Here is a 19,896-nt window from a genome sequence, read left to right as displayed (position 1 = left end):
ACCACCCTACGGCCGAATATTGTGACACAAATCACATTTACAACAAATTATTCAGTGCCGGAATAGCCACAAATAAATCAGCTTCTAGTCCATAATCAGCTACTTGAAAAATTGGTGCTTCAGGATCTTTGTTAATCGCGACAATTACTTTAGAATCTTTCATACCCGCAAGGTGCTGAATTGCGCCAGAAATACCGACTGCAATATACAAATCAGGAGCAACAATTTTACCTGTTTGACCGACCTGTAAATCGTTAGGGACAAAACCCGCATCAACTGCGGCGCGCGAAGCCCCAACTGCGGCACCTAACTTGTCCGCTAGTTGCTCTAGAATAGCAAAGTTTTCACCGCTACCCATTCCACGACCACCAGAGACAATAATACCAGCATTACCTAATTCAGGACGAACTGACTCAGTTAAGCTTTGTGATACAAACTCAGTACGCGCATTAATCACTTCGTCAATATTGGCTAATTCAGCACTGCCAGTTGAAGCAACCGCATCAAATGCACTTGAACGTACTGTCATGACTTTTTTATCATCTAAGCTTTTGACTGTCGCTAATGCATTACCTGCATATATTGGACGTATAAATGTATCTGCGCTTTCTACGTCAATCACTTCAGATATTTGCGCCACATCTAATAAGGCAGCAACACGCGGTAACGTGTCTTTACCTACGCTTGAGGCTGCGGATAAAATATGTGAATAGTCTGCAGACAAACTCAAAATTAACTTAGCTAAGTTTTCGGCTAATTGGTTAGCATATACAGCTGAGTCAGCCACTATGACTTTATTAACGCCAGCTAATGTTTGCGCCATTTTGGCCGCTTCACTACATTGAGCTCCCGCCACTAAAATGTGAATATCACCACCAATTGCAGTAGCCGCTGCAACCACTTTGGCTGTGTCGGCTTTTAAATGCACATTATCGTGTTCAGCTAAAACTAAAATGGTCATATTAGATCACCTTCGCTTCGTTTTTTAATTTTTCGACAAGTTCTTCAACAGAAGACACCATGATGCCAGCTTTACGTTCTGCTGGAGGCGTAACTTTCAATACGGTTTGATGTGCTTTCAACGTTACACCTAAGTCGGAGATAGATAATATTTCCAGAGGCTTACGCTTAGCTTTCATAATATTTGGTAATGAAGCATAACGAGGTTCATTTAAACGCAAATCAACTGTCACAACCGCTGGTAATGGCATTTTCAACGTTTGTAAACCGCCATCAACTTCACGGGTTACCACAATAGTCTCACCATCAATTTTAACTTCTGATGCAAAAGTGGCTTGTGGCATGTCAGCAAGTGCTGCCAACATTTGGCCTGTTTGATTGTTGTCACCATCAATAGATTGCTTACCAAATATCACCAGTTGAGCCTGTTCTTTTAGCTGAACGGCATGCAGTAACTTAGCAATTGAGAGTGATACTAACTCTTCTTCGGTTTCAACATGGACGGCGCGATCTGCACCTAAAGCCATTGCCGTTCTTAATTGTTCTTGCACCGTTTTCGGACCAACGCTAACAACAACAACTTCAGTCGCAATTCCAGCTTCTTTGAGGCGAACCGCTTCTTCAACTGCAATTTCACAAAATGGGTTTAATGCCATTTTTAGATTGGCGGTATCAACATTTGAATTATCAGCTTTTACTCTGACCTTTACATTGGCATCAACGACGCGCTTTACAGGCACCAATATTTTCATAGGGTTTCCTTCCTACACCTTGTCTATAGACAACACATTGGCCAATGCCAATGCAAGATAGCTCAACTTTACGACCTGTTAACGTTAACGTCAACCTAAGTTAAACGCTTGTTTGAAAAAATATAGCATACAAATTGGCAAGCTAAAGTAACATTTTTCACTTATATGTACCCTTCATGTCGTTTTTAACAGCCTTTTTAGGCTAATTAATAAAATAAGCTTATTTTTGATAAATTAAATTGATCAAGGCTCAATATCTTTCTATTATTACGGTTATTGATAAATACTATTTTATTAATTTGTTATTAACTTATTTGAATGTATTGCTCAAAAATAAAGCTTGATGTTAAAAGTTAACCTCGAAGGAATTATTTCTAAGGAATGAGATATTTTTGATTATGCTTTTAGTACTGACATGTATCAATCAAGATTAATGGCCATAATATGCGGCATTTATTCATTCAACGTCAGAACTAACAAATAAAAACTATGTAAATTCCAATTCATTAGGACGTTTAATATTATGAGTGATTTTTTAGATATTTTAACCCATGGTCGTCGTTTTAAAGCTGCTGTAAAAGAACTCAGTATTGAAGATCTTACCGATCTTGCTGCTAAACTTGATAAAATTATCGTTGAACGTGAAGAAGAAGCCAAAGCAGATGAAGCGGCAAATGCTAAAAGAAATGCTCTTATTGCTGGTATTTTAGCTCAAATCGAAAACAGTGGTTTATCGATTGAAGATCTTGGCGAAGTCACAGCAAGCAAATCAGCACCTAAAAAACGCGCTCCTCGTCCAGCAAAATATCAAATCACCTTAGACGGTGAGTTAATTCAATGGACTGGCCAAGGCCGTATGCCAACGGTATTTAAAAAAGAAGTTGATGCTGGTAAATCCATGAGTGCCTTTTTAATTCCTGGCATGGAATAATAGTTCAAGCATTAATAATAAACGCTTACTTCGGTAGGCGTTTTTTTTAAACAAATTAAAGTTTGCCTTTACCTCTAATAAAGAGAGAGTAAACTATAATTAAATTGAATTAAGTGAGCACATCTATGTTTTCGCCTATCCTTAAAGTGTTAACCCTTTCATCTTTTTCTTTATTATTAACAGCTTGTGCAGGTGACTATGCCTTTAACAGTAATCTTGATCCCAAAGCGATTAATGAATACTTTAAAGTGGGTGATGTCACTGTTTATGAAGAAAACAACCTACCAAAAGGCAATTATGCCATTATTGGTTTAGCTGAGGGTGAGGTTTGTCAGGAGCAATCAAACGATGCACCTGCATCGATTCAAGATGCGAGAACTGAAGCCCGTAAAAAAGCTGCAGATATGGGTGCCAATGGCATTATTATCAAACAATGCTTGATCATTGAAGAACAGGATAAAGCCTGTGTTAGTCGCAGTTTGTGTATTGGACAAGCCATTAAACACGAGCAAGAAAAATAATATTTTATTTTAGTCATTTTATCGCTGCAATATCAGACTTTATTATATTGCAGCTCCTTTTTATACCTAGTTGATAAGCCATCATGTTTACATCTCAAATTAGTGCAGTCGCAATTTGCCGAACCCCTTATAAACAAAAATTTGGTATTCCTCGCCAGCCTGGATTAGTTGATGTAAAAGGTTATATTGAACTTGCTCCAGCGTTAAATACTGTTGATGCAATTAGAGGAATTGAACAATATTCTCATCTATGGTTATTATTTTGTTTTCATGAAAATTTAGCTCAAGGCTGGAAAACAACCGTTCGTCCACCTCGTTTAGGTGGCAACGAAAAACTGGGTGTATTTGCGACACGTTCAACTTTTAGGCCAAACGGTATTGGACAGTCTGTGGTTAAATTACACGGCATTGTGAAACGAAAAGGCAAAGTGTGTCTTGAAATATCCGGCATGGATTTATTAGATGGCACGCCTATTATCGATATAAAACCTTATATTCCCTTTTCAGATGCCATTACAGACGCCAAGGGCGGTATAGCACAGGAGGCGCCTGAGTTAATAAAGGTTGTTTTTTCTGATAATGCGAGTGTTCAGTTATCAACACTTGCAGAAAATGAAAAATATGCTCAATTACAGCCGCTAATTAGTGCAGTATTAGCCCAAGACCCTAGGCCTGCTTACAAAAAAGCAAAAGAGGATCTCAAAATCTATCAAGTCGCCCTATATGACCTTGATATTTTGTGGCAGGTGATTGATAACCAAATTATCGTATTAATGTTAAAACCCACGTCTGTGGTTTTGCTTGATGAGTAAATGAGGACAGAACGTTGGCATTACTCGATTACCAAGAGCAGCAGAAAAAAAGACTGTCCTGGATGCCCTGGCTTTACTTCAATCTAAAACCCAAATTATTAGAGTGGGTAACGCCCTGGCAGCTGGATATTCAAACTAAATTAACTCAGCTTGAAACCATTAGCATTGGTCAGCAATGTTTTATTGCGCCTGAAGCAGAGTTATTTGCAGAGCCTGGTCGAAATATTACTATCGGCGATAAATGCATGATCGCGGCGAATGTCTTTATGCACGGGCCTATTACTCTGGGCGATGAAGTGGCTATTAATCATAGTTGCAGTTTAGATGGTGGTCAGGCAGGTATTCATATTGGCTCACAAACTCGCATTGCAAATAATGTCACTGTGTATGCTTTTAATCATGGCATGTCACCCGACTCGCCTATTTATCAACAACCAACATCATCAAAAGGCATTATAATAGGTCAAGATGTATGGATTGGCGCTCAAGCGGGTTTGGTCGATGGTATCACCATAGGCGACAAAGCCATTATTGGGATGGGTAGCATTGTGACTAAAGACGTCGCCGCATACGCTATTGTGGCTGGCAATCCGGCTAAAGTGATTGGTGATAGACGTGATAAATAACCCTTATCTACCGCAAAACAATAATTCAATGTCTATATCCCAAGTTGTTAAAGTAACTTTACTCAATGACTAATAATCAGGTGACATAAACGCTTCAAGTGCTAAAATGACCTCCATTGATTTTTACTCATAATGGATACTGGAATGCGAGTTAGTAAGTACCTGCTTTCAACACAAAAAGAAACCCCTGCAAATGCAGAAGTCATTAGCCATCAGTTAATGCTACGTGCGGGTATGATCCGTCGTAATGCGTCAGGTTTATACAGCTGGTTGCCGTCAGGTTTACGAGTTCTTCGTAAAGTCGAAGGTATCGTGCGTGAAGAAATGAACAATGCAGGTGCTATAGAAATTCTTATGCCGTTAGTCCAACCTGCTGACTTATGGATGGAAACTGGCCGTTGGGAAAAATTTGGCCCGGAACTACTTCGCTTCCAAGACCGTCATAACCGTGATTTCGTATTAGGCCCAACTCACGAAGAAGTGATTACTGACTTAGTACGTAAAGAATTAAGTTCGTACAAACAGTTACCGATAAACCTCTATCAAATTCAAACCAAATTCCGTGATGAAGTTCGTCCACGTTTTGGTGTTATGCGTGCTCGTGAATTTTTAATGAAAGACGCTTACTCATTCCATTTAGATCAACAAACCATGGATGAAACTTATCAGTCCATGTATACCGCTTACAGCAATATTTTAAGCCGTATGGGATTAGAGTTCCGCCCTGTTCTTGCTGATACAGGCTCAATTGGTGGCAGTGTTTCGCATGAGTTTCATGTATTAGCGAACAGTGGCGAAGACTTAATTGCTTATTCTACTGGCAGTGATTATGCAGCGAACATAGAGAAAGCTGAATCGCCAATGCCGACGCTAACCCGTCAAGAACCGACTCAAGAGCTAAAGCCAGTCGATACACCGAATGCAAAAACTATTGCTGAGTTAGTTGAACAGTTTACCCTTGATATCACTAAAACGATTAAAACATTAATCGTTAAAGGCGCATCAGAAGACGCACCTTTAGTGGCATTAATTGTGCGAGGCGATCACGAACTCAATGAAATCAAAGCCGATAAACTTGAAGCTGTTGCATCACCTTTAGAGTTTGCCACTGAAGCTGAAATTCGAGCGGCTGTAGGTGCAGGACCAGGTTCTCTTGGCCCTGTAGGATTGAACATGCCAATTATTATCGATCACAGTGTGGCGGTATTAAGCGACTTTGCTGCTGGTGCAAACCAAGATGATAAGCATCTCTTTGGTATCAACTGGGAGCGTGACTTACCTTTAGCGGTAGCTGCCGATATTCGTAATGTGGTCGAAGGTGAAGCAACACCAGATGGTCTGGGCACCTATGCAATGGCACGTGGTATTGAAGTGGGTCATATTTTCCAATTAGGCACTAACTATTCAAAATCAATGAACGCGACTGTACTTGATGAAAACGGTAAAGCCCAAGTATTATTAATGGGATGTTATGGTGTAGGAGTTAGCCGTATAGTGGCTGCCGCTATTGAACAAAACCATGATGACCGCGGGATTATTTGGCCTGAATCAATTGCTCCATTCCAGGTAGGTATTTTACCGATGAATATGCATAAGTCTCATCGTGTTGCTGACATGGCTGAGAAGCTTTACGCTGACTTACAAGCTGCTGGCATAGAAGTACTGATGGATGACCGTAAAGAGCGCCCTGGAGTTATGTTTGCCGACATGGAGCTGATTGGGTTACCTCATGTTATCGTTATTGGTGATCGTAATATCGATGAAGGGGTATTTGAATATAAAAATCGCCGCACAGGTGAGAAGCAAAACATTCCATTCGATCAAATTATGACGTTCTTGTCCGCTGCAAAATAGTATTTAACCGACTGATTTAAATACTTTAACATATAGAAACGCACTTTAGAGTGCGTTTTTTATTTTGCCTTGATAAATATTTCAATTTCGAGACCTTTATTTAACTCTGACACAATATTTATTCGCCCACCTAATTTTTGAGTCACTAAATTATACACAATAGACATACCTAATCCGGTTCCCCCCAAATGCCTAGCAGTCGTAAAAAAAGGCTCAAACATTCTATCCTTAACTTCTTGGCTTAATCCTTTTCCATTATCTTTATAAAACATTTTAATTTCGTCACCGTAAACCTCTGCCCCTAAAATAATGGTTTTGTCACCGATAAAATCATCTGGGTAAGCATGGCGAAAACAATTCGATACTAGATTTGTAAATATTTGAGCAATTGCACCAGGATAAGACTCAACCATGATTTCTTCCGCTAATTGAATATCCAAATTAATATTCTGCTTGCGGGTTAGCGGTCTTAATGGCGTAGATATTTGCCCTAAATATTCGGTTAAATTAAAGTACTCTTTCTCTAAAGTCAGTTGATCCGCTGCTGTTCGCTTAAAATTATGGACCAATTCTGCTGCACGGGATAAATTACGTTCGATAAGCAATAAACCATCACTCATAGTACTAATAAAATATTCAAACTCTTTCTCATCTAAATCACCAGCAGAAAATAATTTTTTAAGCTTATTCAGCTCATCAATACAATGACTGGTTGAAGTGACTGAAATCCCTAAAGGTGTATTGACCTCATGCGCCACACCGGCAACCAAATTACCAAGTGCTGCCAGTTTTTCACTTTCTATCAAACTGGCTTGAGTCGCTTTTAAGTGTGTTAAGGTTTGCTGCAATTCTTGGGTACGAGACGCGACTATAGTTTCTAATTTTGCATTAAGTTCCTGTAGCAGCATTTGCTGGCTACGTACTTCATTTGCATTTACTGCCCGACCATATAAATCAGCTAATGCCGCAACAAAAACCTCTTCATCTCGGCTCCATGACCTCATTTGGCCACGATGCTCACAGCATATAATCCCAATCATTTTACCTGCGTGGCGAATTGGACAATCTAACATTGACACAATCCCCTGAGGAATTAGATAAATATCGGTAAATTCAGATGTAGCAGAATGCTGAAAAACATCATCAGCAGCAATCGTTCTTTCAGAATCTAACGCATGGAAGTAGCGAGGCAGTTGAGCGCGAGTTAACGTAATATTCTGTTGCTGTGATTCATTGTCTAATAACAAAAAACACGCGATGGATTGCTTATCTTCCGATAGTAACCAAATACCCGCTCTTTCGACTTTAAGTCCTTGACAAACTGACGAAATAATAAGCTGAGAAGCACTGTTTAAGTCGCCTTTATCAATCAACTCTGATTGGCTTACAGTAAATAACACCTTATCAAGGGACGCATTCATGTCTTAATCTACTGCTTTTGCGCAATCAGGCATGTCACGCTGAATTGCAATAAACCTATCCATCAACTCAAGGCTTGCATCACACATTTTAGGATCAAACTGCTTACCTGATTGCTCATTTAAATACCCGATAACCTTTTCAACTGGCCAAGCATCCTTATAGCTTCGTTTTGATAACAGTGCATCAATAACATCTACTATAGCCATGATACGTCCCTCTATCGGTGTTTGCTCGCCAACTAACCCTCTTGGATAACCTTGACCATCCCAACGCTCATGGTGAGTGTAAGCAATTCTAGCGCCCATTTTGGCAATAATGCGATTAGAAGCCGCTAATAAGTCATAACCCTTTTCTGCATGAGTTTTCATTATTTGCCATTCTTCGTCAGTTAATTTACCCGGTTTATGTAGAATGCTTTCCGGTATGCCGATTTTACCTACATCGTGCAAAGGTGCTGCGTAGCGAATTGTCTCGATAAAATCATTACTAAGTTTTAAGTGCTCGGCAAGTATTTCACTCATCAATGCAACTCTTCGAACGTGTGCACCAGTCTCTTTACTGCGCTGTTCGATCGCATCACCAATGATTAAAATAAGTTCTTTTTGTGTTTGTTGTACGTTTTCCTTACCGGCAAGGTTTTCAAAGGTGAGACTAACGTTAGCGGCAAATAACTCTAAAATTCTTACCTGCAAAGGTGACAGTGCAGCATTATGCTCTAGATATAATATACTGGTTACATCATTACCAAACTCGTAAAAACCAACATAAATATTATCGTGCACAACCGAGGTTTTTAATGCGATAGCCTCAATGATATATTCTTTAACATCACCAGGTAATGACTCAACACTGTCTATTTCACTGTAACTCACCAAACCACCGGTAGCTGCAAGTAAGTTCATTTGAGTGTCTTGATATAAGTCTTGATGATAACTGGTTAAATATAGTGCTGAACTGTCTAAACTAAGTAACTGTAAGGTTTGTTCTAATACCGCGCTACCAAAGTGATGCAGTGTACTACTACGGAGCACTGAGGAGGATGCTGAGATGACTTTCTCCATTCCACGCTGACTTTGCTCAATGGTTTTAATATCACGATATGAACGTAGTGAGGTATACACACACGATTTTAATTTTGCAGCTGTTAACTCGGTTTTCGCTTTATAATCATTAATATCAAAATCTCGAATCACTCTTTCTTCTGGAGCACTTCCTGGTTGGCCGGTTCTCAAAATAATACGGGTCGAATGATTATTTAATTCACCGCGAATACGCTGAATTAAATCAAGCCCTGCATGGTCGCTTTCCATTACTACGTCAACAAAAGCCAAAGCTATATCATGTTCATCACGAAATAAATTAAACCCTTCTTCACCGCTAAAACAGGAATAAAAAGCCAAACCACGCCCATCAAGATTAAACTGACTTAACGCAAACTTTGTTACATCGTGTATACCGGGTTCGTCATCAATAATAACGACTTTCCATGGCGGCAATTGGACTTTAGGCTTTAAAGTCGTATCCTCGCCTTTTGGCATATCTGCAGATTTTTTAAACAAAGCCAATGGTGTCTCCTTTAACTTTTTTCTAACTGTGTGTCACAAACACCAGAAAAATGCGTTTTTATTTTTATTATCTATTAAGTTATCTACTAAGGTAATAGCTGATTAAACGCCCTCTTGTCAAAGAAAAGTTACTAAAAGGTTAAGTTTTGTTTTACCAAGGTGAATTTGAAATCAGCCAAAAAAACTTATCCGACTAGTGCAACAAGTTAAAACAAGACATACTCTTAGTTAATCTTTTCTAACCTAGGTGTAGTGATAAATTGTCAATTGGACTTGTACTTGGTGGTGGCGGTGCCCGCGCGGCATATCAAATTGGTGTATTAAAGGCTTTGGTGCAATTTTATCCTAGAAATAGTCATATCCCCTTTGATGTCATTTGTGGCACATCTGCAGGTGCTATTAATGCAACATCTTTAGCGACTCATGCCGCGTGCTTTCATTTAGGGGTAAAGAAATTAGATTGGGTATGGCGTCACTTTAAAACACAACAAGTTTATGAGTCTTCAGTAGGTGGCGTTGCGAAGCACTTATTAAAGATGGCTATTAAAGGTTTACAGAACGAAAAAGTGAATACCGATGCAGCAAGCTTGTTAAACAATCAACCATTGCGTGAGTTATTAAATAAACTAATAGACTTTGATCGTATTGAGAGAAATATACATTTAGGTGCATTGAAAGCGATCAGTGTCGATGCTTCTTGCTATAACAATTCGCTGTCATATAGTTTTTACCATGGCCATCACTCAATAGAGAACTGGAAGCGTGCCCGAAGGCAAGGGAAACGGAGCCAGTTAAACACTGATCATCTGCTTGCTAGCTCAGCCATTCCAATGGTGTTTCCTTCTATAAAATTAAACAGAGCTTTTTTCGGTGACGGTTCTGTTCATCAACTTTCGCCCTTGTCGAGCCCCATCCATTTAGGGGCACAGAAATTATTCGTGATTAATTTGGATAGTCCTCATAAACACAAAGATGTCCTACCAAGTCATCACCCAAAAACAGCGACAATTGCAGGACATTTATTAGATACTATATTTTCAGATACGTTAAATAGCGATCTTGAACGTCTACAAAGGGTAAATCACACTCTAGCTCTTATTTCTGATGAAGATAAAAATAAGCTAAATTTACGAAAAATAGACACATTAGTGATTAAACCAAGTGAAGACCTAGGTATGATAGCTGCAAAGTATTACCTAGAAATACCTATCGCAATCCGTTATTTACTCAAACTGTTTGGCATACATCAGCAATCAGATTCAAGTATTGTTTCTTACCTATTATTTGAAAAAGCTTATACAAGCGCACTTATTGATTTAGGTTACCAAGATGCTATGACTCAAATAGATGACATAAAAGCCTTTTTTGACATACCGGCATAATAAATAATACCAAAGGTAAACTTTCACATTGATATGTCTAATTTGATACATCTGGTATTGTCATATTTTATTCATCTTAATCTGATAACATTTTTTTAGGTTAGATTTATAACCTTAATATAGTCATACAAAATATTTCACCGGGTTGAACTAAAGATTTCGCTTTAGCTTTTAACAGACTTTAGGTAAAAGGGAGACTGTACTAATAGTAGTATAGTTTTATTGGATAGTTGAAAATGGCACACACATTTGAATTTGATGAAGATGATGCACCATGGGGTGACAACATCAAGGGAAAACAGAAATCTAAAAAGGTAAAGCAACGACGAAGAGATAATAAGCGTAGCTACTTTGATGATACTGCAATGGAGTTTGCACCTGCTAAATTAAAGTAATTTAATAAAAATTTAACAGTAATTAACCATCAAGTTTAAAAAGCAAGTTGCTATCAACTTGCTTTTTTATTTACTAGATAGCGTGATATAGATATCCATCAGTAAATCCACCATCTTAGAAATCTGAATGCTTTGTATTTTACCTCTAAATTCAATTTAGAAACCTTGGGGTTTAATCTAACAGGCATAAAAAAGGAGCCGGCGGCTCCTTTAAGTAACTTTTTGTAGAAAAATATTAATAGATACTTTACAGATACAAGATTGTCGCTAAACCTAAAAAAGTAAAAAAACCTACAACGTCAGTCACTGTGGTTAAAATGACTGAGCCTGACAATGCCGCATCCTGGTTAAATCGTTGTAAAATCATTGGAACCATAACTCCGGCGATTGCAGCCATAGCCATATTGATTAAAATAGCACAGCCTATAATAACGCCCATCATGGGGTCATCAAACCACCACCCAGCAATCAAGCCAATAACAATGGCCCATAAAATACCATTCAAAGCACCAATACCTAGCTCATTCTTGAGCAGTGACACTACGTTACCTGCAGATATTTGCCCCATTGCCATACCACGGATCATTAACGTTAATGACTGACTACCTGCTATGCCGCCCATAGAGGCAACAATAGGCATTAACACAGCTAAAGCAACCACTTGTGATAGTACATTCTCAAACAGGCCAATTGTTGCAGAGGCTAAAAACGCCGTTAATAAATTAATGCCAAGCCATACAGCACGACGTCTAGCCCCTACAGTAATAGGTGCAAACAAATCGTCATCATCGTCCATACCAGCTGTAGCCATTAACTGTGACTCGTAATGTTCACGTACTAAGGCTGTTGCCGTTCTCAATGTCATACGACCAATTAAAATACCTTCATCATCAACCACAGGCAATTCTAACTCTCGGCTATGCTCAATGGTCTCAGCGGCTTCTAGTAAGGAAGAATCTGCTGATATCACCCGACTATCTTGCCAAATCAAACTAGAAAGTAAAACATCTACATCAGTTTTAAACACGTCATAGCGTCGAACTGTGCCAAGGTACTTATCATTTATATCAACTAGAAAAAGATGATCATTACAATCTAAATCAATACGGCGGAAAAATCGCTGGCCTTGCGCCACTGTTGAATCAAGATTTAGTACCAACATTTGGTGATCAGCATAACGGCCAATCTCATTTTCATCATACTGGTCATAAAGTTCAAAGTGCTTTCGCTGACGCTCACCCATTTGCGCTAATGCGCGATCTGTAATGCTGTCAGGTAATGAGTCACTCCAATCAATCAGATCTTCTGGGCTTAGCTGCGAAAATATCAAATCCAGCTCTTCGTCTGGCATTTTCTTTAAAATGCCCAGACGAGGATCTGCACGCATTAAGTTTAAAACATCAACACGTTCTTCTGGCTCGACCTGTTGCCAACGGTCATAACGTTCATCTAACGGTAAAGATTCAAGTAAAATAGCGATAGTACCAGCTTCAGCACCATTGAGTATTTCACTAAAAACTTCAGCTTGTTCTTCACCTTCAGCTTCTGTCAGTTGCTGCACAGCTTGACTGACTTCTATTTGTGACTGTGTTGTAATCTCTTGCTCTGCTTCAGATATAAGTTCGTTCTTTACTTCATCCATAAGTCCGCCCCTTATCTTGTTCAGCGAATAATGCGCCGACTATATTCATATTTTTAGTGATAAGCAAATAGATAAATTGAATTGTGCACAACTAAATTGACCGCTTCAAAATAAATCATTATAGTACAAATCAAACGACAAGGTTTTGAGGTCACTTATTTCAGTTTAACACGTATAACAACCTCATTATTCTCGTTATATTTGGAAAATTATTAACTGGAGCACGATATGAGTAAGGCAATTTATCAGTTTAATATCAAAGATATTCAAGGAACTGACATCAGTATGGACACTTTTAAAAATAAAGTGCTATTGATTGTTAATACAGCGAGTAAATGTGGTTTTACCCCTCAATATAAAGCGTTAGAGCAGCTATACCAACAATATAAAGATCAGGGTTTGGTGGTGATGGGGTTTCCGTGTAATCAATTTGGTAAGCAAGAGCAAGGAACTGAGACTGAAATAAGCCAATTTTGTGAGCTTAATTTTGGTGTGACATTTCCATTATTTAGTAAAATAGACGTAAATGGTGATGATGCTGCTCCGCTATACCAACACTTGAAGCAAGCTGCGAAAGGGCTTTTGGGAAGTCAGTCCATTAAATGGAATTTTACCAAGTTTTTAGTTGATACACAGGGTAATGTCATTGAGCGTTATGCACCAACAACAAAACCGGAAGATTTGTCACCAGTAATAGAAAAACTTTTAAAATAACTTTTCAATAACACTATAAATTTCAAATAAATAAATAGTTTGTGATAAAAATTTATATTTTTTAAAAAAAATTATACGTATTTTTGAACTTTTACATAAATGATGACTCAAACTTAATAACAGTGATATTTACTTTATTGTTCATCATCTCCCTGGGACTTCTAGCGCGGTCCCCTTGATCTCTAAGTAGATCGATAGGCAATCATTTGATTGCCTTTTTTTATGGCTCAAATTTAAATCCAACACAAAATATAAACATAAAAAAACCACCTTACGGTGGTTTAGTGTGGTATCCCATAGGGGATTCGAACCCCTGTTACCGCCGTGAAAGGGCGGTGTCCTAGGCCTCTAGACGAATGGGACGCCGAGATTTACTTATACTCAGTAAATAGAGTGAATACTCATTAATGCCTGTAGGCAAAACATTAATGCTATTTGTTGTTTCCAACAAAACTTGGTGGAGCTACACGGGATCGAACCGTGGACCTCTTCACTGCCAGCGAAGCGCTCTCCCAGCTGAGCTATAGCCCCAAATTTTAGTAAATAGACACCAAAATTTGAAAATATGGTATCCCATAGGGGATTCGAACCCCTGTTACCGCCGTGAAAGGGCGGTGTCCTAGGCCTCTAGACGAATGGGACACTGTTGATACCTTATACTCTGTATCGAGTGAATACTCATCAATGTCTGTAGGCTAAACATCAATGCTATTTAGATTTCTAAACCTTTCCGAAACAACCGCTTCGAATTATGTTCAACCATCTGAAATATGGTATCCCATAGGGGATTCGAACCCCTGTTACCGCCGTGAAAGGGCGGTGTCCTAGGCCTCTAGACGAATGGGACACTGTTGATACCTTATACTCTGTATCGAGTGAATACTCATCAATGTCTGTAGGCTAAACATCAATGCTATTTAGATTTCTAAACCTTTCCGAAACAACCGCTTCGAATTATGTTCAACCATCTGAAATATGGTATCCCATAGGGGATTCGAACCCCTGTTACCGCCGTGAAAGGGCGGTGTCCTAGGCCTCTAGACGAATGGGACACTGTTGATACCTTATACTCTGTATCGAGTGAATACTCATCAATGTCTGTAGGCTAAACATCAATGCTATTTAGATTTCTAAACCTTTCCGAAACAACCGCTTCGAATTATGTTCAACCATCTGAAATATGGTATCCCATAGGGGATTCGAACCCCTGTTACCGCCGTGAAAGGGCGGTGTCCTAGGCCTCTAGACGAATGGGACACTGTTGATACGTTAGACTCTGTATCGAGTGAATACTCATCAATGTCTGTAGGCTAAACATCAATGCTATTTAGATTTCTAAACCTTTCCAAAACAACCGCTTCGAATTATGTTCAACCATCTGAAATATGGTATCCCATAGGGGATTCGAACCCCTGTTACCGCCGTGAAAGGGCGGTGTCCTAGGCCTCTAGACGAATGGGACACTGTTGATACGTTATACTCTGTATCGAGTGAATACTCATCAATGACTGTAGGCTAATCATCAACGCTATTTACCTATATTAAGTGCTAAAACCCTAAGGATTCGAACCCCTGTTACCGCCGACTCCTTATAAACCAAAGTGGGCGATGTCCTAAGCTCTATCTCTAGACGAATGGGACACTGTTGATACGTTATACTCTGTATCGAGTGAATACTCATCAATGACTGTAGGCTAATCATCAATGCTATTTACCTATATTAAGTGCTAAAACCCTAAGGATTCGACCCCCTGTTACAGCCGACTCTTTATAAACCAAAGTGGGCGATGTCCTAAGCTCTATTTCTAGACGAATGGGACACTGTTGATACGTTATACTCTGTATCGAGTGAATACTCATCAATGACTGTAGGCTAATCATCAATGCTATTTACCTATATTAAGTGCTAAAACCCTAAGGATTCGAACCCCTGTTACCGCCGACTCCTTATAAACCAAAGTGGGCGATGTCCTAAGCTCTATCTCTAGACGAATGGGACACTGTTGATACGTTATACTCTGTATCGAGTGAATACTCATCAATGTCTGTAGGCTAAACATCAATGCTACTTACCTATATCAAGTGCTAAAACCCTAAGGATTCGAACCCCTGTTACCGCCGACTCCTTATAAACCAAAGTGGGCGATGTCCTAAGCTCTATTTCTAGACGAATGGGACACTGTTGATACGTTAGACTCTGTATCGAGTGAATACTCATCGATGCCTGTAGGCTAAACACCAGTGCTAACTTCTCATCGAGAATAATTCAAGTAAGTGGTGGAGCTACACGGGATCGAACCGTGGACCTCTTCACTGCCAGCGAAGCGCTCTCCCAGCTGAGCTATAACCCCTCTTACTTAAAACACAATTAGGTACACTGCCAGAAATTACTGAGCCTTGTCTCAACTGCGAGGCGCATTCTATGCAGCATACCTTAATGTGTCAACTCGTTTTTTAGGAATTTATTCTATCTGCTACAAAATCAATCGCTTTGGATATTCTTTCAACAGATCTGTCTTTTCCAATCAAAAACAAGGTTAAGTCTAAAGCTGGTGACTGCCCTGCCCCAGTTACAGCAACGCGAAGCGGCATACCGACTTTACCCATACCAACATCTAATTCTACCGCTGTCGCCTCAATCACTGCATGTAATGATTCCACAGACCAATCAGTTAAAGCTTCTAACTTTGCTTTAACAAGCGTTAATGGCTCAAGTGCCACCCCACGAAGATGCTTCTTCGCTTGTGTTTCATCAAACTCAGCAAAATCTTCATAAAAATAACGGCTAGATGCTGCAAGTTCTTTTAGAGTTTTAGCACGTTCAGAAAGCGCTACAACTAATTCGGCTAATGCAGGTCCATTGCTAGTATCTATTTTTTGATCATCCATATGCCACTCTAAATGAGATGCAACATATTCAGGCGCTAATGATTTAATATAATGTTGATTTAACCAATTCAACTTATCAGTATTAAAGGCTGAAGCCGCTTTATTAATATCATCTAACTTGAAGAAGCTAATCATCTCTTCCATAGAGAACACTTCTTGATCACCGTGAGACCAACCTAAACGAACTAAATAGTTAAGTAGCGCTTCAGGCAAATATCCATCATCACGATATTGCATAACGCCAACGGCACCATGACGTTTAGAGAGTTTGGCACCATCATCACCTAGAATCATCGATACATGGGCATATTCTGGAATAGGCGCGCCAAGCGCTTTTAGGATATTAATTTGGCGTGGGGTATTATTAATATGATCTTCACCGCGCACCACGCAAGTGATCCCCATATCCCAATCATCAACTACTACACAGAAATTATACGTTGGTACGCCGTCTGTACGCTTAATAATTAAATCATCAAGCATGCTATTTGATATTTCAATGCGACCGCGAACATGGTCATCAAAAACGACACTGCCTTCTACTGGGTTTTTAAAACGAACAACAAATGGCTCGTCAGTGTCACGCGGCGCTAGATCACGACAACAACCATCATATTTTTGTTGTTCGCCATTTGCAGCTTGTTCTTCACGCAATGACTCAATTCTTTCTCTAGAACAGTAACACTTATAAGCGGTGCCGCTTTCTAACATTTGCCCGATAATTTCGTTGTAACGGTCAAAACGTTTAGTTTGATAATATGGGCCTTCATTCCAATTTAATCCCAACCAGTTCATACCATCTAAGATTGCATCGCATGCTTCTTGGGTAGAACGTTCAATATCAGTGTCTTCTATACGTAAAACAAATTCACCGTTATTCGCTTTAGCATGTAACCATGAATAAAGTGCAGTACGTGCACCACCAACGTGTAAGAAACCTGTAGGGCTTGGAGCAAAGCGAGTCTTAGTTGTCATAATCGGACACTAACCTATATAAAGAAGTCTGTATAAACTATACCCTGCACCAAGCAGAGTATAAAAATGTGGCCAACATTCTAACAGCCTACGCGTTAGGTTGAAATGCCCGTGCATCGAATCAAGATGCTATTTTACTTAAAAGCCAAAACCAGCTTGCTTAACAAAACGCCAAACGGCACAAAAATAGCACTATCGTGATATTTTTATCGAAAAATCGTTGACAGCTAATCCTTGCTCCCTATAATACCGACCCACACAGCATGAGGTCGCTTAGCTCAGCTGGGAGAGCACCTCCCTTACAAGGAGGGGGTCACTGGTTCGAGCCCAGTAGCGACCACCATAATTTCATTGAAGAAATTATCTGTTGTTGATTATATTCCCAGGTCGCTTAGCTCAGCTGGGAGAGCACCTCCCTTACAAGGAGGGGGTCACTGGTTCGAGCCCAGTAGCGACCACCATATAATTAACAAGTGTAGAGTCCCCAGGTCGCTTAGCTCAGCTGGGAGAGCACCTCCCTTACAAGGAGGGGGTCACTGGTTCGAGCCCAGTAGCGACCACCATTTATTTGGACTCACAGTTTTATAATTAGCTACATTATCCCAGGTCGCTTAGCTCAGCTGGGAGAGCACCTCCCTTACAAGGAGGGGGTCACTGGTTCGAGCCCAGTAGCGACCACCATAATGTACTGATGTTGCAAGATATCCCAGGTCGCTTAGCTCAGCTGGGAGAGCACCTCCCTTACAAGGAGGGGGTCACTGGTTCGAGCCCAGTAGCGACCACCATTATCTTCAAAATGTTTTAATTTATCCCAGGTCGCTTAGCTCAGCTGGGAGAGCACCTCCCTTACAAGGAGGGGGTCACTGGTTCGAGCCCAGTAGCGACCACCATAAATCTGCTTTAAAAAACAAACTCATCAATTTCAAACTAGAACTGTTTTAATAAACTCCCTTACCATAAAATAACGTTAAAAATTATAACTTCCTCTTAATAATATTCTTTTTATAGAATCATGTTAATCTCATTCAATTTACTCCAAACCTAAATCATCTTTTTAAAAAATCCCATCTGCTTTTTTGAATATTTATTTCAGTATTTTCATCATCAACGGCTTAATTGTTAACTTTATGATCAAATGCTATCAATGTGTGAAATCCCACCCATTGATACTATTAAGATGTCCCTCATATCACCCCCGTTAAATATTAAAAACATTAAAAAACAAATTTAACCATAAAAAACAATAATATAATCACAACCCCCAAACTGGCACTTCTTTTGCTTACTACCTTATACACCTCTGGGACGCTGGCTATATCCCAACTGCTTTATCTATTGCAGTAAAGAGACAAAACGATAATAAACAAGTAAAGGAAGCCATAACATGTCTAAATCAACTACTAGTAACCCTGTATGGAAGTCAATAACGTCTGCAGCAAAACTCACTGCAATTGCATCTGTTTTAGCCTCTAGCTTTAATGTATTTGCTGAGCCTATAGAAATTAAGTTTTCTCATGTGGTCGCAGAAAATACTCCTAAGGGCCAAATGGCACTTAAATTTAAAGAGTTAGTTGAGCAACGTTTACCCGGAGAATATACCGTCAGCGTATTTCCAAGTTCGCAGTTATTTGGGGACAACAATGAACTCGCGGCATTATTATTAAACGATGTGCAAATTGTTGCACCATCACTTTCGAAGTTTGAGCGCTACACAAAAAAACTTCAGGTGTTTGATCTTCCATTCTTATTCGAAGATATGGCTGCGGTCGACCGTTTTCAACAATCTGAAGAGGGCCAGAAACTACTTAATTCAATGAACCGCAAAGGTCTTGTCGGTTTAGGGTATTTGCATAATGGTATGAAGCAATTTTCAGCCCATGCGCCACTTTCAACACCGGGTGAAGCCAACGGCAAAAAATTCCGCATTATGGCCTCTGACGTTATTGCGGCACAATTTGATGCCGTAAAAGCAATTCCAGTTAAAAAGCCATTCTCAGAAGTGTTTACCCTTTTACAAACCCGCGCTATTGATGGGCAGGAAAACACTTGGTCAAATATTTACTCAATGAAGTTTTATGAGGTGCAAAGCCACATCACAGAAAGTAATCACGGTGTATTAGATTACATGTTAGTGACATCAAACACCTTTTGGAAAAATTTACCTAAAGACAAACGCGACATTATCAAAAAATCACTCGACGAAGCCATTGTATTAGGCAATCAAATTGCCGCGGCTAAAGAAGGCGAAGATAAACAGGCTATTTTGGATTCAAAACGTTCTGAACTGGTGTCATTAACTGCTGTACAACGCCAACAATGGGTTGATGCCATGAAGCCTGTATGGACTAAGTTTGAGTCTCAAATCGGTAAAGACGTCATTGAAGCTGCTCAGGCCGCAAACAAGCAATAAGGTTCTCTTGGGTTGTTATCTAAAGTTATCACAGGATAACAACCCT

At 39.6% G+C, this 19,896-nt stretch carries 15 protein-coding genes and 14 tRNA genes; 15 read left to right on the top strand and 14 right to left on the bottom strand.

From position 1 onward, the window contains the following. Positions 1-37: 37 nt before the first annotated feature. A complete protein-coding gene (locus tag ACRWP9_RS09135) occupies positions 38-961 on the bottom strand; it encodes an electron transfer flavoprotein subunit alpha/FixB family protein (protein ID WP_434928821.1) in 924 nt (307 codons plus the stop codon). 1 nt (position 962) lies between these two features. Then, a complete protein-coding gene (locus ACRWP9_RS09130) occupies positions 963-1,712 on the bottom strand; it encodes an electron transfer flavoprotein subunit beta/FixA family protein (RefSeq protein WP_434928820.1) in 750 nt (249 codons plus the stop codon). Positions 1,713-2,235: 523 nt separating this feature from the next. On the opposite strand from ACRWP9_RS09130, the gene ACRWP9_RS09125 reads away from it, so the two are divergent. From ACRWP9_RS09125 to ACRWP9_RS09105, 5 genes are all read left to right on the top strand, one after another. Then, positions 2,236-2,643 (top strand): H-NS family histone-like protein, encoded by a 408-nt coding sequence (locus ACRWP9_RS09125; protein WP_434928819.1) that lies wholly within the window; start codon positions 2,236-2,238, stop codon positions 2,641-2,643. A gap of 125 nt (positions 2,644-2,768) precedes the next feature. Next, positions 2,769-3,164 carry an Rcs stress response system protein RcsF gene (gene rcsF, locus ACRWP9_RS09120; protein WP_434928818.1) on the top strand — a complete coding sequence of 132 codons (396 nt, stop codon included), beginning with the start codon at positions 2,769-2,771 and terminating at the stop codon, positions 3,162-3,164. A gap of 80 nt (positions 3,165-3,244) precedes the next feature. After that, positions 3,245-3,976 carry a tRNA (N6-threonylcarbamoyladenosine(37)-N6)-methyltransferase TrmO gene (tsaA, locus tag ACRWP9_RS09115; protein ID WP_434928988.1) on the top strand — a complete coding sequence of 244 codons (732 nt, stop codon included), beginning with the start codon at positions 3,245-3,247 and terminating at the stop codon, positions 3,974-3,976. A 62-nt stretch (positions 3,977-4,038) separates the two neighbouring features. Beyond that, on the top strand, positions 4,039-4,602 hold the full coding sequence (locus tag ACRWP9_RS09110) for an acyltransferase (RefSeq protein WP_434928986.1): 564 nt from the start codon (positions 4,039-4,041) through the stop codon (positions 4,600-4,602). 144 nt (positions 4,603-4,746) lie between these two features. Beyond that, positions 4,747-6,456, top strand: coding sequence for a proline--tRNA ligase (locus ACRWP9_RS09105; RefSeq protein WP_434928817.1), 1,710 nt, complete (start codon positions 4,747-4,749; stop codon positions 6,454-6,456). Between the two features lie 59 nt (positions 6,457-6,515). On the opposite strand, the gene ACRWP9_RS09100 is transcribed toward ACRWP9_RS09105, so the two are convergent. Continuing rightward, positions 6,516-7,877 carry a sensor histidine kinase gene (locus tag ACRWP9_RS09100; RefSeq protein WP_434928816.1) on the bottom strand — a complete coding sequence of 454 codons (1,362 nt, stop codon included), beginning with the start codon at positions 7,875-7,877 and terminating at the stop codon, positions 6,516-6,518. 3 nt (positions 7,878-7,880) lie between these two features. Further along, positions 7,881-9,443, bottom strand: coding sequence for a DUF3369 domain-containing protein (locus ACRWP9_RS09095; RefSeq protein WP_434928815.1), 1,563 nt, complete (start codon positions 9,441-9,443; stop codon positions 7,881-7,883). Between the two features lie 260 nt (positions 9,444-9,703). On the opposite strand from ACRWP9_RS09095, the gene ACRWP9_RS09090 reads away from it, so the two are divergent. Further along, positions 9,704-10,825, top strand: coding sequence for a patatin-like phospholipase family protein (locus ACRWP9_RS09090; RefSeq protein WP_434928814.1), 1,122 nt, complete (start codon positions 9,704-9,706; stop codon positions 10,823-10,825). 236 nt (positions 10,826-11,061) lie between these two features. After that, positions 11,062-11,220, top strand: a complete 159-nt coding sequence (locus ACRWP9_RS09085; protein WP_226410363.1) for a small highly charged protein — start codon at positions 11,062-11,064, stop codon at positions 11,218-11,220. Between the two features lie 247 nt (positions 11,221-11,467). On the opposite strand, the gene ACRWP9_RS09080 is transcribed toward ACRWP9_RS09085, so the two are convergent. After that, positions 11,468-12,862: a magnesium transporter gene (locus tag ACRWP9_RS09080; protein ID WP_434928813.1), complete on the bottom strand. Its 1,395-nt coding sequence runs from the start codon at positions 12,860-12,862 to the stop codon at positions 11,468-11,470. Between the two features lie 228 nt (positions 12,863-13,090). Here ACRWP9_RS09080 and ACRWP9_RS09075 point away from each other — a divergent pair, with 228 nt between their 5' ends. Next, positions 13,091-13,576: a glutathione peroxidase gene (locus tag ACRWP9_RS09075; RefSeq protein ID WP_434928812.1), complete on the top strand. Its 486-nt coding sequence runs from the start codon at positions 13,091-13,093 to the stop codon at positions 13,574-13,576. A 287-nt stretch (positions 13,577-13,863) separates the two neighbouring features. On the opposite strand, the gene ACRWP9_RS09070 is transcribed toward ACRWP9_RS09075, so the two are convergent. From ACRWP9_RS09070 to gltX, 9 genes are all read right to left on the bottom strand, one after another. Further along, positions 13,864-13,939, bottom strand: a tRNA-Glu gene (locus ACRWP9_RS09070). Between the two features lie 92 nt (positions 13,940-14,031). Next, positions 14,032-14,107: transfer RNA gene (locus tag ACRWP9_RS09065), tRNA-Ala, on the bottom strand. Positions 14,108-14,142: 35 nt separating this feature from the next. After that, positions 14,143-14,218, bottom strand: a tRNA-Glu gene (locus ACRWP9_RS09060). A 129-nt stretch (positions 14,219-14,347) separates the two neighbouring features. Next, positions 14,348-14,423, bottom strand: a tRNA-Glu gene (locus tag ACRWP9_RS09055). A 129-nt stretch (positions 14,424-14,552) separates the two neighbouring features. After that, positions 14,553-14,628 (bottom strand) — tRNA-Glu (locus tag ACRWP9_RS09050). A 129-nt stretch (positions 14,629-14,757) separates the two neighbouring features. After that, positions 14,758-14,833, bottom strand: a tRNA-Glu gene (locus ACRWP9_RS09045). 129 nt (positions 14,834-14,962) lie between these two features. Beyond that, positions 14,963-15,038, bottom strand: a tRNA-Glu gene (locus ACRWP9_RS09040). Positions 15,039-15,851: 813 nt separating this feature from the next. Then, positions 15,852-15,927, bottom strand: a tRNA-Ala gene (locus ACRWP9_RS09035). Positions 15,928-16,030: 103 nt separating this feature from the next. Continuing rightward, positions 16,031-17,440: a glutamate--tRNA ligase gene (gltX, locus tag ACRWP9_RS09030; protein ID WP_434928811.1), complete on the bottom strand. Its 1,410-nt coding sequence runs from the start codon at positions 17,438-17,440 to the stop codon at positions 16,031-16,033. Positions 17,441-17,707: 267 nt separating this feature from the next. Here gltX and ACRWP9_RS09025 point away from each other — a divergent pair. From ACRWP9_RS09025 to ACRWP9_RS08995, 7 genes are all read left to right on the top strand, one after another. After that, positions 17,708-17,783, top strand: a tRNA-Val gene (locus tag ACRWP9_RS09025). A gap of 42 nt (positions 17,784-17,825) precedes the next feature. Further along, positions 17,826-17,901, top strand: a tRNA-Val gene (locus ACRWP9_RS09020). Positions 17,902-17,927: 26 nt separating this feature from the next. Continuing rightward, positions 17,928-18,003: transfer RNA gene (locus ACRWP9_RS09015), tRNA-Val, on the top strand. 42 nt (positions 18,004-18,045) lie between these two features. Beyond that, a tRNA-Val gene (locus tag ACRWP9_RS09010) sits at positions 18,046-18,121 on the top strand. A gap of 28 nt (positions 18,122-18,149) precedes the next feature. Continuing rightward, positions 18,150-18,225 (top strand) — tRNA-Val (locus ACRWP9_RS09005). Between the two features lie 29 nt (positions 18,226-18,254). After that, positions 18,255-18,330: transfer RNA gene (locus tag ACRWP9_RS09000), tRNA-Val, on the top strand. 494 nt (positions 18,331-18,824) lie between these two features. Then, positions 18,825-19,850 (top strand): TRAP transporter substrate-binding protein, encoded by a 1,026-nt coding sequence (locus ACRWP9_RS08995; RefSeq protein ID WP_434928810.1) that lies wholly within the window; start codon positions 18,825-18,827, stop codon positions 19,848-19,850. Positions 19,851-19,896 lie beyond the last annotated feature (46 nt).

Origin of the sequence: Shewanella sp. HL-SH2, assembly GCF_051164935.1 — a bacterium.
Taxonomy (GTDB): Bacteria; Pseudomonadota; Gammaproteobacteria; order Enterobacterales; family Shewanellaceae; genus Shewanella; species Shewanella glacialimarina.
This window is presented reverse-complemented; position numbering and strand designations above follow the sequence as displayed.

Bases quoted from the DNA above. Each gene is read 5' to 3' on its own strand.
- ACRWP9_RS09085 (WP_226410363.1), top strand. From the start codon at position 11,062: ATGGCACACACATTTGAATTTGATGAAGATGATGCACCATGGGGTGAC.
- gltX (WP_434928811.1), bottom strand. From the start codon at position 17,440: ATGACAACTAAGACTCGCTTTGCTCCAAGCCCTACAGGTTTCTTACAC.
- ACRWP9_RS09100 (WP_434928816.1), bottom strand. From the start codon at position 7,877: ATGAATGCGTCCCTTGATAAGGTGTTATTTACTGTAAGCCAATCAGAG.
- ACRWP9_RS09075 (WP_434928812.1), top strand. From the start codon at position 13,091: ATGAGTAAGGCAATTTATCAGTTTAATATCAAAGATATTCAAGGAACT.
- rcsF (WP_434928818.1), top strand. From the start codon at position 2,769: ATGTTTTCGCCTATCCTTAAAGTGTTAACCCTTTCATCTTTTTCTTTA.
- ACRWP9_RS09080 (WP_434928813.1), bottom strand. From the start codon at position 12,862: ATGGATGAAGTAAAGAACGAACTTATATCTGAAGCAGAGCAAGAGATT.
- ACRWP9_RS09105 (WP_434928817.1), top strand. From the start codon at position 4,747: ATGCGAGTTAGTAAGTACCTGCTTTCAACACAAAAAGAAACCCCTGCA.
- ACRWP9_RS09130 (WP_434928820.1), bottom strand. From the start codon at position 1,712: ATGAAAATATTGGTGCCTGTAAAGCGCGTCGTTGATGCCAATGTAAAG.
- ACRWP9_RS08995 (WP_434928810.1), top strand. From the start codon at position 18,825: ATGTCTAAATCAACTACTAGTAACCCTGTATGGAAGTCAATAACGTCT.
- ACRWP9_RS09110 (WP_434928986.1), top strand. From the start codon at position 4,039: ATGCCCTGGCTTTACTTCAATCTAAAACCCAAATTATTAGAGTGGGTA.
- ACRWP9_RS09135 (WP_434928821.1), bottom strand. From the start codon at position 961: ATGACCATTTTAGTTTTAGCTGAACACGATAATGTGCATTTAAAAGCC.
- ACRWP9_RS09125 (WP_434928819.1), top strand. From the start codon at position 2,236: ATGAGTGATTTTTTAGATATTTTAACCCATGGTCGTCGTTTTAAAGCT.